At 34.8% G+C, this 14,608-nt stretch carries 15 protein-coding genes; 7 read left to right on the top strand and 8 right to left on the bottom strand.

Annotated features, from left to right (window positions below):
• Position 1 precedes the first annotated feature (1 nt).
• Genes C8P67_RS14540 through C8P67_RS14510 form a run of 7 tightly spaced genes read left to right on the top strand, consistent with a single transcriptional unit; the run spans position 2 to position 6,725 of the window.
• A complete protein-coding gene (locus tag C8P67_RS14540; RefSeq protein ID WP_115813895.1) occupies positions 2-1,054 on the top strand; it encodes a sugar phosphate isomerase/epimerase family protein in 1,053 nt (350 codons plus the stop codon).
• 20 nt (positions 1,055-1,074) lie between these two features.
• Positions 1,075-1,440: a c-type cytochrome gene (locus C8P67_RS14535; RefSeq protein ID WP_115813894.1), complete on the top strand. Its 366-nt coding sequence runs from the start codon at positions 1,075-1,077 to the stop codon at positions 1,438-1,440.
• Between the two features lie 7 nt (positions 1,441-1,447).
• A complete protein-coding gene (locus C8P67_RS14530) occupies positions 1,448-2,911 on the top strand; it encodes a Gfo/Idh/MocA family protein (protein WP_115813893.1) in 1,464 nt (487 codons plus the stop codon).
• A 27-nt stretch (positions 2,912-2,938) separates the two neighbouring features.
• Entirely contained in the window at positions 2,939-3,649 is a 711-nt protein-coding gene (locus tag C8P67_RS14525; protein WP_115813892.1) for a 3-keto-disaccharide hydrolase, read from the top strand.
• 39 nt (positions 3,650-3,688) lie between these two features.
• A complete protein-coding gene (locus tag C8P67_RS14520) occupies positions 3,689-4,918 on the top strand; it encodes a nucleoside permease (protein ID WP_115813891.1) in 1,230 nt (409 codons plus the stop codon).
• A gap of 19 nt (positions 4,919-4,937) precedes the next feature.
• Complete coding sequence (locus C8P67_RS14515) at positions 4,938-5,831, top strand: hydroxypyruvate isomerase family protein (RefSeq protein ID WP_115813890.1); 894 nt, start codon at positions 4,938-4,940, stop codon at positions 5,829-5,831.
• Between the two features lie 21 nt (positions 5,832-5,852).
• Positions 5,853-6,725, top strand: a complete 873-nt coding sequence (locus C8P67_RS14510; RefSeq protein ID WP_115813889.1) for a sugar phosphate isomerase/epimerase family protein — start codon at positions 5,853-5,855, stop codon at positions 6,723-6,725.
• Positions 6,726-6,819: 94 nt separating this feature from the next.
• On the opposite strand, the gene C8P67_RS14505 is transcribed toward C8P67_RS14510, so the two are convergent.
• From C8P67_RS14505 to hisC, 8 genes are all read right to left on the bottom strand, one after another.
• Positions 6,820-8,472, bottom strand: coding sequence for a M1 family metallopeptidase (locus C8P67_RS14505; RefSeq protein ID WP_115813888.1), 1,653 nt, complete (start codon positions 8,470-8,472; stop codon positions 6,820-6,822).
• 117 nt (positions 8,473-8,589) lie between these two features.
• Positions 8,590-9,168: a hypothetical protein gene (locus C8P67_RS14500; protein ID WP_115813887.1), complete on the bottom strand. Its 579-nt coding sequence runs from the start codon at positions 9,166-9,168 to the stop codon at positions 8,590-8,592.
• Between the two features lie 120 nt (positions 9,169-9,288).
• On the bottom strand, positions 9,289-9,885 hold the full coding sequence (gene hisIE / locus C8P67_RS14495; protein WP_115813886.1) for a bifunctional phosphoribosyl-AMP cyclohydrolase/phosphoribosyl-ATP diphosphatase HisIE: 597 nt from the start codon (positions 9,883-9,885) through the stop codon (positions 9,289-9,291).
• Positions 9,886-9,929: 44 nt separating this feature from the next.
• Positions 9,930-10,685 (bottom strand): imidazole glycerol phosphate synthase subunit HisF, encoded by a 756-nt coding sequence (hisF, locus tag C8P67_RS14490; RefSeq protein ID WP_115813885.1) that lies wholly within the window; start codon positions 10,683-10,685, stop codon positions 9,930-9,932.
• Between the two features lie 85 nt (positions 10,686-10,770).
• Complete coding sequence (gene hisA, locus C8P67_RS14485; protein WP_115813884.1) at positions 10,771-11,493, bottom strand: 1-(5-phosphoribosyl)-5-[(5-phosphoribosylamino)methylideneamino]imidazole-4-carboxamide isomerase; 723 nt, start codon at positions 11,491-11,493, stop codon at positions 10,771-10,773.
• Positions 11,494-11,548: 55 nt separating this feature from the next.
• A complete protein-coding gene (hisH, locus tag C8P67_RS14480; RefSeq protein WP_115813883.1) occupies positions 11,549-12,130 on the bottom strand; it encodes an imidazole glycerol phosphate synthase subunit HisH in 582 nt (193 codons plus the stop codon).
• 81 nt (positions 12,131-12,211) lie between these two features.
• Positions 12,212-13,348 (bottom strand): bifunctional histidinol-phosphatase/imidazoleglycerol-phosphate dehydratase HisB, encoded by a 1,137-nt coding sequence (gene hisB, locus C8P67_RS14475; RefSeq protein WP_115813882.1) that lies wholly within the window; start codon positions 13,346-13,348, stop codon positions 12,212-12,214.
• Between the two features lie 149 nt (positions 13,349-13,497).
• Positions 13,498-14,541 carry a histidinol-phosphate transaminase gene (gene hisC / locus C8P67_RS14470; RefSeq protein ID WP_115813881.1) on the bottom strand — a complete coding sequence of 348 codons (1,044 nt, stop codon included), beginning with the start codon at positions 14,539-14,541 and terminating at the stop codon, positions 13,498-13,500.
• Positions 14,542-14,608: the final 67 nt, after the last annotated feature.

The raw sequence follows: 14,608 nt of genomic DNA, 5'->3' as shown, positions 1-14,608 counted from the left end.
AATGACCACAATGCAAGGACCTGCCGTTTTTTTGGCACAATTTATATCTGATGAAGCGCCTTTTAATTCTTTGGAAGGAATTTGCCAATGGGCAGCTAGTCTGGATTTTAAAGGAATACAAATACCAACTCTGGATTCCCGATTTATTGATTTAAAAAAAGCAGCTGAAAGCAAAACATATGCTGATGAACTTACAGGAATTGTGGGCTCGTACGGATTAAAAATATCTGAACTCTCTACTCATTTGCAAGGTCAGCTGGTTGCTGTTCATCCTGCATATGATGATTTTTTTGATGGATTTGCACCACAGGCTTTGCGCGGAAACCCAAAAGCAAGACAAGAATGGGCAGTACAGCAATTGCATTATGCCGCAAAAGCTTCTCAAAATTTAGGGCTTAATGCACATGCTACTTTTAGCGGTTCGTTATTGTGGCAGTATTTTCATCCTTGGCCACAGCGTCCGCCAGGCTTAATCGAAGAGGGATTCAAGGAATTAGCAAATCGCTGGTTACCTATCCTTAATGAATTTGATAAAAACGGTGTGGATGTCTGCTATGAAATCCATCCAGGTGAAGATTTATTTGATGGCGAAACTTACGAAATGTTTCTCAAAGCAGTAAATAATCATCAGAGAGCCTGCATACTTTATGATCCTTCACATTTTGTACTGCAGCAATTGGATTATATTCAGTATATCGATTTTTATCATGAACGAATTAAAGCTTTTCATGTTAAAGATGCCGAATTTAATCCAACAGGAAAACAAGGAACTTTTGGAGGTTATCAAAGCTGGATAAACCGTGCGGGGCGCTATCGCTCGCCTGGCGATGGTCAAATAGATTTTAAAACCATTTTCAGCAAATTAGCGCAATATGATTACAAAGGCTGGGCGGTAATGGAATGGGAATGCTGTTTGAAAAATCAAGAAGACGGTGCTCGCGAAGGAGCTGAGTTTATAAAAAAACACATTATCAAAGTGACAGATAAAGCTTTTGACGATTTTGTAGCGGTAGAAACTAATTCGCAGCTTAACAGGAAAAATTTAGGAATTTAAAAATACGTAAATAATAAAAAATGAAAATTAAAATTTTAGCAGCAATAGTAATTCTGGGCGGTTTAAGCTCTTTTTCAAAATATGAATCAATTCCGGTAAAATACAGTCACGGCAAAGATGAAGTGCAGTCTTCTGATGGAGAAAAAATAATGGCAAAACTAGATTGTGCGACTTGCCACAAAATAGATAAAAAAGTAATTGGTCCCTCCTATTTAGATATCGCAAAAAAATACCCTGCGAATGATAAAAACATCAATTATTTATCTGATAAAATTATCAAAGGAGGTTCTGGAGTTTGGGGAGCAATTCCTATGGCAGCTCATACTGCATTAAAAAAAGACGATGCTAAAAAAATTGCTAAATACATCCTATCGTTGAATAAATAAACTATTTATGGATCAAGATCTAAATAAAAATAAAGAACCAGAATCTACTGTCCGCAGGGATTTTCTAAAGAAAGGAGTGCTGGCGACAGCCGGTTTAATGATTATTCCCAGACATGTTATGGGAAAAGGATTTGTAGCACCTAGCGACCGACTAATAATTGCCAGTATTGGTGTAGGCGGAAAAGGAAGATCTGATGTTGGTTCATTTGAAAAGAGCGGTCTCGCAAATGTTGCTTATTTATGCGATGTCGATACCCGAAGAGCCTCTGATGCCGTAAGGGCACTGCCGAAAGCCAAGTTTTATAAAGACTGGCGTGAAATGCTGGACAAAGAGCATAAAAATTTTGATGCAGTTTCTGTTTCTACTCCAGATCATAATCATGCTATTCAGGCCTTTTCGGCTATGCAGTTAGGAAAACATGTGTATGTGCAGAAGCCAATTGCACATGATATTTACGAAGCGCACATGCTGACTCAGGCTGCTTCTCGTTATAAAGTGGTTACTCAGATGGGAAATCAAGGATCGTCTAATGATGGTACCCGAATTATGAAAGAGTGGTATGATGCCGATTTGATTGGTGATGTGCACACTGTTTATGCATGGACAGACAGACCAGTGTGGCCACAGGGAATTCCTTGGTCTACAGCAAAAACTGAAATACCTAAAGAGTTAGATTGGGATTTGTGGCTGGGAACTGCTCCGCATAAAAACTATGTAGACAAATTAGTACCTTTTAACTGGCGAGGCTGGTGGGATTATGGAACAGGTGCATTGGGAGATATGGGATGCCATCTGATGGAAGCACCGTTTTCTGTTTTGAACTTAAAGTACGCCAAAGATGTGCAATGCAGTGTTGGTTCAATTTATATTGATGAGTTTAAAAGAGGATATTTCCCAGAAAGCTGCCCTCCTTCAAGTCATGTTACATTAACATTTCCAAAAACTGATAAAACGAAAGGCGATATCAAAATGCATTGGATGGATGGCGGTATTCAGCCAGAACGTCCAGATGAATTAGGTGCAAACGAAATTTTTGGTGATGGAGGAAATGGTACTTTATTTATTGGTACCAAAGGGAAAATGCTTTGTGATACTTATAGTGAAAATCCAAGATTATTGCCTTTGAGCCGTAATGAAAATCTAAAAATAGCCGAAAAGTTTCCCCGAGTAAACGGAGGCGCGGGTGGCCATCAAAAACAATGGATTGAAGGCTGTATTGCTGGTTACGGCAAGAAAGAGCTGAGTTCTCCTTTTGAAATAGCAGGTCCTTTGACAGAAGCTTTGTTGATGGCAAATCTTGCAGTAAGAGGATATGATTTACACAAGGAATATCTAGGCGAAGATGTGTATCCAGGCCGTTCGGTTAAATTACTTTGGGATAATGATGCAAAGAAAGTAACCAATGTGGATGATGTTAACCAATTTGTCAAACGAAAATATAGAGAAGGTTGGAAAAACCTAAGTTTTTAAAGAATATTAAAATTAAATATTAAAACCATGAAAAAGATTATTATAACAGTATTAGCATTTACTTTATTTCAAACACTACAGGCTCAAAAAGGCTTTAAACCTATTTTTGACGGAAAAACTACAACTGGCTGGCATACTTATGGTAAAACTACTGCTAGTGCTGGCTGGAAAGTTGAAGATGGTGTTTTACACTTTGATCCTGAAGCTGCCAAAAACGGTCAAGGCGGTGATTTAGTAACTGATCTTGAATATGAAAACTTTCATTTAAAAGTGGAGTGGAAAGTTGCTCCGAATGCAAACAGCGGTATCATTTTTTATGTAAATGACAATCCTCAAAAATATAAAAACACTTATGAAACTGGTTTGGAAATGCAGGTTTTGGACAATGATGGCCATCCTGATGGAAAAATTACCAAACACCGCGCTGGTGATTTGTATGATTTAATTCAAAGTAAATCAGAACCGGTTAAACCTGTTGGAGAATGGAATACTGCCGAAGTTGTTTCTAAAAATGGTAAGCTTACCTTAGTTTTAAACGGAGTTCTTGTTGTTGAAACAGTACTTTGGGATGATAATTTTAAAGCATTGGTTGCAGGAAGCAAATTTGCTGGCTGGCCAGGTTTTGGAACTTTCAAAAAAGGGAAAATTGCTTTACAGGACCACGGTAATAACGTATGGTATCGCAATATTGTGATTAAAGAATGGAATACAATGGAAACTACAACCGGCTGTAAATAATAAATTTATAATTAACTAACCAAAACCAACTTTTTTTGTATGAATACAACTATCCGAATTAAATTATCTGTAATGATGTTTCTGGAATTTTTTATTTGGGGAGCATGGTTTGTTACCCTCGGAACTTTTCTAGGAAACAATTTAAAAGCTACCGGCTCAGAAACAGCTGCAGTTTTTTCTACCCAATCCTGGGGAGCTATCATTGCCCCATTTATTATTGGTTTGATTGCAGATCGTTATTTTAATGCGGAGAAAATTTTAGGGCTTTTACATTTGGCAGGCGCATTTTTAATGTATCAAATGTATCAGTCATCAGATGTAGGGCTGTTTTATGCTTACGTTTTGAGTTACATGATCTTGTATATGCCAACATTGGCCTTGGTAAATTCAGTTGCATTCAATCAGATGAAAGATGCTGAAAAAGAATTTGCAAATATCAGAGTCTGGGGTACTATCGGCTGGATTTTAGCAGGTTTATCGATTAGTTTTCTGTTTCATTGGGATTCTGTCGAAGCTGTTTCCAGCGGATTGCTTAAAAATACTTTTCTTTTGGCAGGTATTGCAGCTTTTATTTTAGGCTTATTTAGTTTTACACTGCCAAAAACACCGCCAAAAGTTAGTACTGAAAAAATTAAGATCAGCGATATTATTGGACTTGATGCTCTAAAGCTTTTAAAAGACAAAAATTTCTTTATATTTTTTATTTCATCAATCTTGATCTGTATTCCTTTGGCCTTTTATTATCAAAATGCCCACCCATTTTTGACAGCTGCTGGTATAGAAAATCCAACTGGCAAAATGGCAATCGGCCAAATATCCGAAGCATTATTCTTATTGTTAATTCCTGTATTTTTTGCCCGTTTTGGATTTAAGAAAACAATTTTGGTAGGAATGCTTGCTTGGGCAATCCGTTACGTTTTATTTGCTTACGGTAATGGTGATGATTTGAGTTTCATGCTCATTCTGGGAATTGCTCTTCATGGAATCTGCTATGATTTCTTTTTTGTTTCAGGCCAGATATATACGAATTCAAAAGCGGGAGACAAATATAAAAGTGCGGCTCAGGGACTTATCACTCTTGCAACTTATGGCATCGGAATGTTAATTGGTTTTGCTGTCGCAGGCTGGATTACTGATAATTTTAAAACTGTTGAAGGAGCAACAAACTGGCAGATGGTTTGGATAATTCCTGCAGGAATTGCTTTTGCAGTATTTTTGATTTTTGCTCTTTTGTTTCAGGATAAAGACAAAGCTCAAAACGAAATTTAAGGATTTAAACACGGAAAAGATGAGTGATAATTTTGACAGAAGGACAGCTATAAAAGGAATTCTTGCGGGAACTGTATCGTTAGGTATTCCAACAGGTTTATCTGCTTTTGCTCTTCCTAAGGAGGAATTAAAATTAGAATCCAATATGTTGAAAGGAAGAATTAATCATTCGGTGGCCCGCTGGTGTTATAATGATTTTGATATAGAAACACTTTGTGCTGAAGCTAAAAAAATAGGAGTTACAGGAATTGATTTGGTTGGTCCTAAAGATTGGCCAATATTAAAAAAACACAATTTGGTTTCCACCATGTGCAATGGTGCCGAATTGAATTTAGTAGATGGTTTCAATGATTTACAATTTCATGAACAGTTAATTAAAAACTATACAGAAATGATTCCGCTGGTGGCAGAAGCTGGTTATAAAAACCTGATCTGTTTTAGCGGAAACCGCAGAGGAAAAACGGATGAAGAAGGCTGGAACAATTGTGTGCTTGGTTTAAAAAAACTGATTCCAATTGCTGAAAAGCACAAAGTAACCTTAGTAATGGAGTTATTAAACAGTAAAATTAATCATAAAGATTATCAATGTGACAAAACCTATTGGGGAGTTGAACTGGTAAAAAGGATTAATTCTGAAAATTTCAAACTTCTTTACGATATTTACCACATGCAGATAGACGAAGGTGATGTGATTCGTACCATACAGGAAAATCATCAGCACTTTGCTCATTATCATACTGCGGGAGTTCCAGGCCGAAACGAAATTGATGAAACTCAGGAACTCAATTACAGAGCAATAATGAAAGCCATCGCAGATACCGGTTTTACTGGATTTGTTGGGCAGGAATTTATTCCAAAACAAAAAGATAAAATCGCCTCATTGAAAAAGGCTATTGAAATATGTGATATTTAATTTTAATAAAAAGCAAAAACAATGATAAAAAGAAGAGATTTTATAATAAACAGCGGTTTAGCATTGGGAGCAATAGCAATAGCTCCTTCCCTAGCCTTTTCGGCTAAATCAAAAAATATAGGTCTTCAGCTGTATACTTTGAGAGAGTCATTTTCTAATGACGTGAAAGGTGTTTTAGAGCATGTGGCCAAGTCTGGGTATAAAGAAGTGGAGACTTACGGATATTCCAGTGATAAAGGTTTTTTTGGTACATCTGCAAAAGATTTCAAAAAAATACTCGCTGATAATGGACTAAAAGCTCCTAGCGGTCATTATGATTTTAATTCTTTCATAAAAGATAATAATGCTGATTTTCTAAAATCTTCTATTGAATGCGCTAACCAATTAGGAAGTGAATACATAACTGTTCCTTATTTAGATGAAAAATTAAGAAGTACTTTGGATGATTTTAAACGAATTGCTCAAAAAATAAATGAAGCAGCAGTTTTATGTAAACAATCAGGATTGAAATTAGCTTATCACAATCATGATTTTGAATTTAAAAAATTTGGAAATCAAACAGGATATGATGTTTTATTGCAGGAAACCGATAAGAAATTAGTTGATTTTGAATTAGACTTGTATTGGGCAGTCCGTTCAGGAAACGATCCTCTGCAATTATTTAAGGCTAATCCAGGCCGATTTACAATGTGGCATGTAAAAGATATGGATAAATCCAAAGCCGAATGGAATACTGAAATAGGTGAAGGAAGCATCAGCTTCAAAGCCATTTTTGCAGAAGCTAAACTCTCAGGAATGCAGCACTTTTTTGTAGAACAGGAAACTAATTATTCTCCAAACCCAATGGATTCTATTAAAACAAGCTGGGAATATGTATCCAAAAATTTAATTTAAAACATCTAAATTCAATAACACTGAATTTCTTTAATACAAAAAAGACCAGCAAAACTGCTGGTCTTTTTTGTATGTATTAAAGGAAAATGAACTTTTAATTTATATTCTTGGAGTACACATAAAAATTCTTGTTTACATCCACTTTGTCAATTTTAGAAGAATTTGAATAGTCGCTCCAGTCAGCCTTTGGTTTCAAAGTAACTTCAGTTCCGTTTATTGACACATTTACAGGCATGTCAAATCCAGAAACAGTATTTGTCCAGCGGTATTTTAGAATATTTTCCTTAAAAGTATATTCAAATGCTGGAATTCGGGTATCTCTTAAATACTGATCAAAGATTTTGCTCAAATCTAATCCAGTTTGAATACTCAAATAATCTTCAATTTGTTTTGTTGTAACAGTTTGATGATAAAATGTACTATTTAAACCTCTCAAGACAGCTCTCCATTTGGCATCGTCATTTACTAACTGACGCAAAGTGTGCAGAATATTAGTCCCTTTGAAATACATATCTCCAGAACCTTCGCTGTTTACATCATAATGCCCAATGATAGGTTTGTCGTTTTGAATGAGTTTCCGCATTCCCCTAACATACTCTGCTCCTGCATCTTTTCCATAATAATATTCCACAAAAAGACTTTCAGAATAGCAGGTGAAACTTTCATGAATCCACATATCTGCAATATCTTTATAAGTAATATTATTGGCAAACCATTCATGCCCAGATTCGTGAATAATAATATAATCAAATTTTAATCCCCAGCCAGTTCCGCTTAGATCACGGCCCAAATAACCGTTTTTATAACCATTTCCGTAAGTTACACAGCTTTGATGCTCCATACCTAAATAAGGTGCTTCTACCAGTTTATAGCTGTCTTCATAAAATGGATAAGGACCAAACCAGTATTCAAAAGCTTTAAGCATTTTGGGAACATCTTTGAACTGCTTATTGGCTGCCTCTAGATTATCTTTTAAAACATAATAATTACAGTCTAAATTACCTTTCTCTCCTTCGTATTTCTCTGAGAAATTAACGTAATCACCGATATTGATATTTACACCATAATTGTTGATTGGATTTTTGACAAGCCATGTATAGGTTTTGGTGCCATCCTTTAATTCTTTTACATTTTGTAAACGGCCATTAGAAACATCAGTTAAGTTTTTTGGAACATTCACACTGATTTTCATTCCCTCAGCTTCATCATACATGTGATCTTTGTTTGGCCACCAGACACTGGCACCTAATCCTTGGCAGGAAGAAGCTATAAAATCATTCCTGTTTTTATCTTTTCTCCATGTAATTCCGCCATCCCAGGGCGGATTCACAGCTTCTTTAGGTTTACCGCCAAATGAAATTATTATTTCTTTTGCTTCTCCAATTTTTTGATTGGCAGATAATTCAATTAAAAAAGCATTTCCATCTCTTGTGAATTTTTGTTCTTTACCATCTTGCGTTACTTTGATGATCTGCATGGGTTCCTGCAGGTCAATCTGCATTTTATTATATTCTGATACAACAGTATAGCGTACCGTATTGGAACCTGAAATGGTTTTTTCTACTGGATTTACTTTTATATTCAGATCATAATATTTTAAATCCCACCAAGCTCTTTCTTTCGTGATGCTTCCGCGTAAGGTATCCTGATGAGTAAAAATCGTTTCGGACTTATTGAGAAGTCCTTGCGCTTGAATTCCACTGGAAATTAAGAATGCAATTAATAACGTTTTTAGATGTTTCTTCATTGATTTGGAAATTTTCAATCAAAATTACATGCTTTTTTTGAGTTTTTAAAAACAAAAAAGCCAACAGCAAAATAAATTGCTATTGGTTTCTATATTATTTGATTAATAAGTTTAATGTTATTTTACTTCGTAATATCTAAGTTCATTATCAACTAAGAATTTAAAAAACTTGTTTTCCTCTTTCATTTTATAAATTTCAAATATAGATTTATTTACTTGAAAATATGAGTTACGTAAAAATCGGTCGCTTAAATTACCATAGAATGTATAGGTTTTCAAAAACATAGAAATACCATTTTTAAAAACTGTAGGATTAGATAGCTCCTTAGGAGCAAATATATCTATAAAAGCATTATTATCTACGTACAATTCTCCTGTACTAGCATTAATAGTGCTAAAATTATTGACTGATTTTTTTTCTAAAAATAAAATTAATCTTTGTCCAACTTTTAATTCTTTAATTCTGGGATCACATAACCATTCCTCCCAGATTGCAACATTAATTTTTGAGTTGGATTTTCCTTTTACGAACTCATTTACTGTAAATTCATAGTTGCCTTTTGAAATTTTTGAAATTTTTCCATCAACAATAAGGTCTGCTTTTGAAATAATAAATGAATATGGCCATATGTCTTTCTTGAACCCATAGTTTAAATGTGGAATTAAAAACAGCAACAAACAAATATACAATTTCATAAAATATTTTTTTAACACTAAAAATACTCTTTTTTAAAATAGGAATCAAAAAAAGATGTATTATGTTTAAAGCTTTTTTAGCTATAAACTAATGCATCTGTAAGTTATAATTAACTAATGTTATTTCTGACGTCCTTTCAAAACGTTTACAACATCGTTCAATTGATAGCCTTTCGCCTGAAGCAAAATCAAGTAATGAAACAGTAAATCAGCACTTTCGCTTAAGAATAAATCATCATTATTATCTTTGGCCTCAATAACTACTTCGACTGCTTCCTCACCTACTTTTTGAGCAATTTTATTGATTCCTTTTTCAAATAAAGAGGCCACGTAACTTTTCTCAGAATCGGCATTCTTTCTTCTGGTTTTGATTGTATCCTCCAAGGATGAAATAAATCCATAATTAGCCTGATTTGGTTCCTGCCAGCAAGTGTCTGCTCCAGTGTGACATGTTGGTCCAACCGGTTTTGCCTGAATCAAAAGTGTATCGCCGTCACAATCGTTTTTAATATCTACAAGTTCCAAAAAGTTACCGCTTTCCTCTCCTTTTGTCCAAAGTCTTTGTTTGGAACGGCTGAAGAAAGTTACTTTTTGAGTTTCTATTGTTTTTTGAAGCGATTCTTCGTTCATATAACCCAGCATCAAAACATTTTTTGTTTCTGAATCCTGAATTATCGCTGGAATTAATCCGTGTGCACTTTTGATATCTATGTTCATATTTTTAGTCTAAAGTTTGAAAGCCGAAAGTCTTAAAGGTAAAACTATATTCGAACTTCTATATTATTGTTTTTTAATTCTTTTTTGAGTGTTTTGATTTCTATTTCCTTAAAATGAAATACACTTGCAGCCAAAGCGGCGTCTGCTTTTCCATCAATAAAAGTATCGGTGAAATGCTGAATGTTTCCTGCTCCGCCAGAAGCGATAATCGGAATATTAACTAATTCAGATAATTTTGCCAAAGCTTCATTAGCAAAGCCGTTTTTGGTTCCGTCGTGATCCATCGAGGTAAAAAGGATTTCTCCTGCACCTCTTTCTTCCACTTCTTTTGCCCAATCAAACAATTTAATTTCTGTTGGCACTTTTCCACCAACTAAATGCACGATCCATTCGCCGTCAATTTGTTTGGCATCGATTGCCACAACTACACATTGGCTTCCAAATTTCTGTGCCAAATCGTTAATCAACTGCGGATTTTTTACCGCCGATGAATTGATAGAAACCTTATCAGCTCCGTTTTGAAGCAAAACTTCCACATCTTCAACTGCTGAAATTCCGCCACCCACGGTAAATGGAATATTAATCGTCGAAGCTACTTTTCGAACCAAATCTACTAAAGTTCTTCTTCTTTCCTCAGTCGCCGAAATATCCAGAAAAACCAATTCATCAGCACCTTCATCCGAATAGATTTTGGCTAATTCAACAGGATCACCCGCATCACGTAAATCTACGAAATTAACGCCTTTTACGGTTCGTCCGTTTTTAATATCAAGGCAAGGTATAATTCTTTTTGTTAACATGTTTTTAATGTGTCAATTTGAGAATTAGTCAATTAGATAATTATTCTACATCAAGCAGAAATTATCTAATTATCAAATTTTCTCATTATCTAATTATAAAATCTTCCAATTGTTTCAAAGAAATTCTTCCTTCATAAATTGCTTTACCAATGATGGTTCCTTCGCATCCCAATTCAGCTAATTTTGGCAATTCATCAAAGGTTGAAATTCCACCTGAGGCAATTAATTTCAAATCTTTTGCTTGCTCTAAAATTTTAGCATATAAATCAAAACTTGGCCCTTCCAGCATTCCGTCTTTGGCAATATCAGTACAAATTACATATTCAATTCCTTTGTTTTGATAATCCTGAATAAATGGAACCAAATCTTCATTTGAGTCTTCCAACCAACCAGAAACTGCCACTTTTTCATTATTCGCATCGGCTCCCAAAATAATTTTGTCTGCACCATATTCAGAAATCCATTTTTCGAAAATAGCTCTGTTTTTTACAGCAATACTTCCACCAGTGATTTGGTTTGCACCACTTTCGAAAGCGATTTTCAAATCAGAATCGGCTTTTAAACCACCACCAAAATCAATTTTTAATTTGGTTTGAGTCGCGATTTGTTCTAATATTTTATAATTGACAATCTTGCTGGATTTTGCACCATCCAAATCAACTAAATGCAGATATTCAATTCCGTGCGCTTCAAATGATTTAGCCACTTCCAGCGGATTTTCGTTGTATATGATTTTGGTATTGTAATCGCCTTTGGACAAGCGGACACATTTTCCTTCGATAATGTCTATTGCGGGTATTATTCTCATTTATTTAAGTCTTAAAGTTTGAAAGTCTAAAGTTGCAAAGTTTTAGAAGTTCAAGTTATATTTTTAAAAAATTTTCCAAAATTTTCTCTCCAACATCACCGCTTTTCTCTGGGTGAAATTGTGTTCCGTAGAAATTATCGTTTTCCAAAGCCGAAGAATACTCAACGTCATAATCAGTAGTTGCAATGGTTTCTTTGCAAATAGGAGCATAAAAGCTATGCACTAGATACATATATTCTTTTTCAACTACATCTTTAAACAAATCCGATTTTAAGTTGGAGATAGTATTCCAGCCCATTTGAGGCACTTTTACTTTTGGGGAAAATTTAATAACATCCACATCAAAAATACCCAAACCTTCCGTGCTTCCTTCCTCTGATTTATTACACATCAACTGCATTCCCAAACAAATTCCCAAAACAGGCTGTTTCAGTGTAGGAATCAAAGTGTCTAGACCGCTTTGTTTTAACATTTTCATCGCATAACTCGCTTCACCTACGCCTGGGAAAATCACTTTGTCAGCCGATTTTATTTCGTCAGGATTATTGCTCAAAACCGCTTTGAATCCCAATCTTTCGATGGCAAACATAATGCTTTGAATATTTCCTGCTCCGTAATTTATGATTACTATTTTCATTTATTTAGTCTTAAAGTCAAAAGTCAAAAGTCATAATGTCGCTTAACTTTCGACTTTAAGACATTTGACTTTATGACTTAATTAAAGCATTCCTTTAGTACTTGGCAAAATCATTTTCTCTGTATCACGCTTAACCGCTACTTTTATCGCTTTGGCAAAAGCTTTAAAGATAGCTTCGATTTTGTGATGTTCGTTATCGCCTTCTGCTTTGATGTTGATGTTCGCTTTTGCACCGTCAGAGAATGATTTAAAAAAATGAAAAAACATTTCAGTTGGCATTTTACCCACCATTTCACGTTTGAATTCGGTTTCCCAAACTAACCAGTTTCTGCCTCCAAAATCAATAGCTACTTGAGATAAGCAGTCGTCCATTGGCAAACAGAAACCATAACGCTCAATTCCTAATTTATTCCCTAATGCTTTTGCAAAAACTTCTCCTAATGCAATTGCTGTATCTTCGATTGTGTGGTGTTCATCAACTTCCAAATCACCTTTTACCTTTATTTCCAAGTCCATTTGTCCGTGGCGGGAAATTTGGTCCAGCATATGGTCAAAAAAGGCAATTCCTGTATCAATTTTACTTTGTCCTGTACCGTCCAAATTCAAATTGATGTAAATATCTGTTTCGTGTGTTTTTCTTGTGATTGAAGCCGAACGGGCATCCAATTTTAAAAACTCATAAATAACTTTCCAATCAGTGGACTGTAAAGCAATCACTTCGTCTAATTCTTCTTTTTTACTTGAGATTTCAGCCAATCCCAAATCATCTTCTGATTTAAGGAAAATAGCTTTTGCTCCTAGATTTTTTGCCAATTCCACATCGGTAATTCTGTCGCCTAAAACAAATGAGTTTGCCAAATCATAATTTGGATTATCAATATATTTAGTAAGCATTCCTGTGCGAGGCTTGCGGGTTGGCGCATTATCTTCTGGGAAAGAACGGTCTACAAAAATATCATCAAAAAGAACGCCTTCATTTTCAAAAGCTCTCAAAATGAAATTTTGTGTTGGCCAAAAAGTATCTTCTGGAAAGCTGTCTGTCCCCAATCCATCCTGATTGGTTACCATTACCAATTCATAATCTAATTCTTTGGCAATTTTAGCCAAATATTGAAATGCTTTTGGGTAAAATTCCAGTTTTTCTAAACTATCCAGCTGATATCCTGCCGGTTCTAAAACGATCGTTCCGTCACGATCTATAAAAAGTACTTTTTTCATTTGTTTTTTTATTAAACACGAATTTCACGAATTTACACAAATTCGAAATCTATAAATTATTTGTTTAAGTTTATTTAATGCGATTTTTACATTTATCATTTTTACAATAAACACTTCTAAAAATTAGTGCTAATTAGTGAAATTCGTGTTTAAATCGATTTTAATGCTTCCATTAATTTTTTATTCTCCTCTTCTGTTCCAATAGTCAAACGCAATGTGTTTTCGCATAACGGCTGAGTCGTTCTGTTACGGATTACGATTCCTTTGTCAATTAACTCATCGTAACGTTTGTTGGCATCATCCACCTTTATTAAGATAAAATTAGCTTCAGTCGGATAGATTTTTTCCACGAAAGATACTTTGTCTAAAACTGAAAGTAATTCGGTTCTCTGCGCTATAATTGAAGTGATTTCGTTTGCAATTTTTACTTCATCACTCAAACGTTCCAAAGCGCGAAGCTGTGTCAATTCGTTTACGTTATAAGGCGGTTTGATTTTATTTAAAATCGAAATAACTTCTGCGGAAGCATAACAAACTCCCAAACGAATTCCTGCCAGACCATAGGCTTTAGATAAAGTCTGCGTGATAATCAAATTAGGATATTGATCCAATTTTTGCAACCAGCCTTCTTTATCTGAAAAATCAATATAAGCTTCGTCAATAACCACAAAACCATTGAATTTTTCTAATAGAGTTTTCACACTTTCCTCTGAAAAAGAATTCCCAGTAGGATTATTTGGTGAACATAAAAAGATGATTTTAGAATTTGAATCAACTGCTTCTAAAATTTTATCAATTTGTGGCTGAAAATCATTCGAAAGCAGTACTTCTCTGTTTTCAACAGCGTTGATATTAGCCAAAACGCTGTACATTCCGTAGGTAGGCGGTAGTGAGATAACATTGTCAATTTTTGGCTCACAAAAAGCTCTGAACAATAAATCTAAAACTTCATCACTTCCGTTTCCTAGCAAAATTTGTTTTGGATTTACATTCTTCATTTTTCCTAAAACCACTTTTACATTCCCTTGTTGTGGGTCAGGATAACGGTTTACGCCGTTTTGATATGGATTTTCATTGGCATCCAAAAAAATCATATCAGCTGTATCGAAATCTTCAAACTCATCACGAGCCGAAGAATAAGGCTTTAATTTCTTGACGTTTTCACGTACTATGGTGTTTATATCGAAAGTCATTTTTTTAATTTGCTTTATGCAATAGGCTTTATGCTGTAAGCCTTTTGCAATATTCTTGATTATTTTT

It is taken from the genome of Flavobacterium aquicola (genome assembly GCF_003385115.1).
GTDB classification, from domain to species: domain Bacteria; phylum Bacteroidota; class Bacteroidia; order Flavobacteriales; family Flavobacteriaceae; genus Flavobacterium; species Flavobacterium aquicola.
Note: the sequence above shows the minus strand (reverse complement) of the source record. Positions and strands in the feature narration are given on the sequence as shown.

Bases quoted from the DNA above. Each gene is read 5' to 3' on its own strand.
- C8P67_RS14540 (WP_115813895.1), top strand. From the start codon at position 2: ATGACCACAATGCAAGGACCTGCCGTTTTTTTGGCACAATTTATATCT.
- C8P67_RS14535 (WP_115813894.1), top strand. From the start codon at position 1,075: ATGAAAATTAAAATTTTAGCAGCAATAGTAATTCTGGGCGGTTTAAGC.
- C8P67_RS14530 (WP_115813893.1), top strand. From the start codon at position 1,448: ATGGATCAAGATCTAAATAAAAATAAAGAACCAGAATCTACTGTCCGC.
- C8P67_RS14525 (WP_115813892.1), top strand. From the start codon at position 2,939: ATGAAAAAGATTATTATAACAGTATTAGCATTTACTTTATTTCAAACA.
- C8P67_RS14520 (WP_115813891.1), top strand. From the start codon at position 3,689: ATGAATACAACTATCCGAATTAAATTATCTGTAATGATGTTTCTGGAA.
- C8P67_RS14515 (WP_115813890.1), top strand. From the start codon at position 4,938: ATGAGTGATAATTTTGACAGAAGGACAGCTATAAAAGGAATTCTTGCG.
- C8P67_RS14510 (WP_115813889.1), top strand. From the start codon at position 5,853: ATGATAAAAAGAAGAGATTTTATAATAAACAGCGGTTTAGCATTGGGA.
- C8P67_RS14505 (WP_115813888.1), bottom strand. From the start codon at position 8,472: ATGAAGAAACATCTAAAAACGTTATTAATTGCATTCTTAATTTCCAGT.
- C8P67_RS14500 (WP_115813887.1), bottom strand. From the start codon at position 9,168: ATGAAATTGTATATTTGTTTGTTGCTGTTTTTAATTCCACATTTAAAC.
- hisIE (WP_115813886.1), bottom strand. From the start codon at position 9,885: ATGAACATAGATATCAAAAGTGCACACGGATTAATTCCAGCGATAATT.
- hisF (WP_115813885.1), bottom strand. From the start codon at position 10,685: ATGTTAACAAAAAGAATTATACCTTGCCTTGATATTAAAAACGGACGA.
- hisA (WP_115813884.1), bottom strand. From the start codon at position 11,493: ATGAGAATAATACCCGCAATAGACATTATCGAAGGAAAATGTGTCCGC.
- hisH (WP_115813883.1), bottom strand. From the start codon at position 12,130: ATGAAAATAGTAATCATAAATTACGGAGCAGGAAATATTCAAAGCATT.
- hisB (WP_115813882.1), bottom strand. From the start codon at position 13,348: ATGAAAAAAGTACTTTTTATAGATCGTGACGGAACGATCGTTTTAGAA.
- hisC (WP_115813881.1), bottom strand. From the start codon at position 14,541: ATGACTTTCGATATAAACACCATAGTACGTGAAAACGTCAAGAAATTA.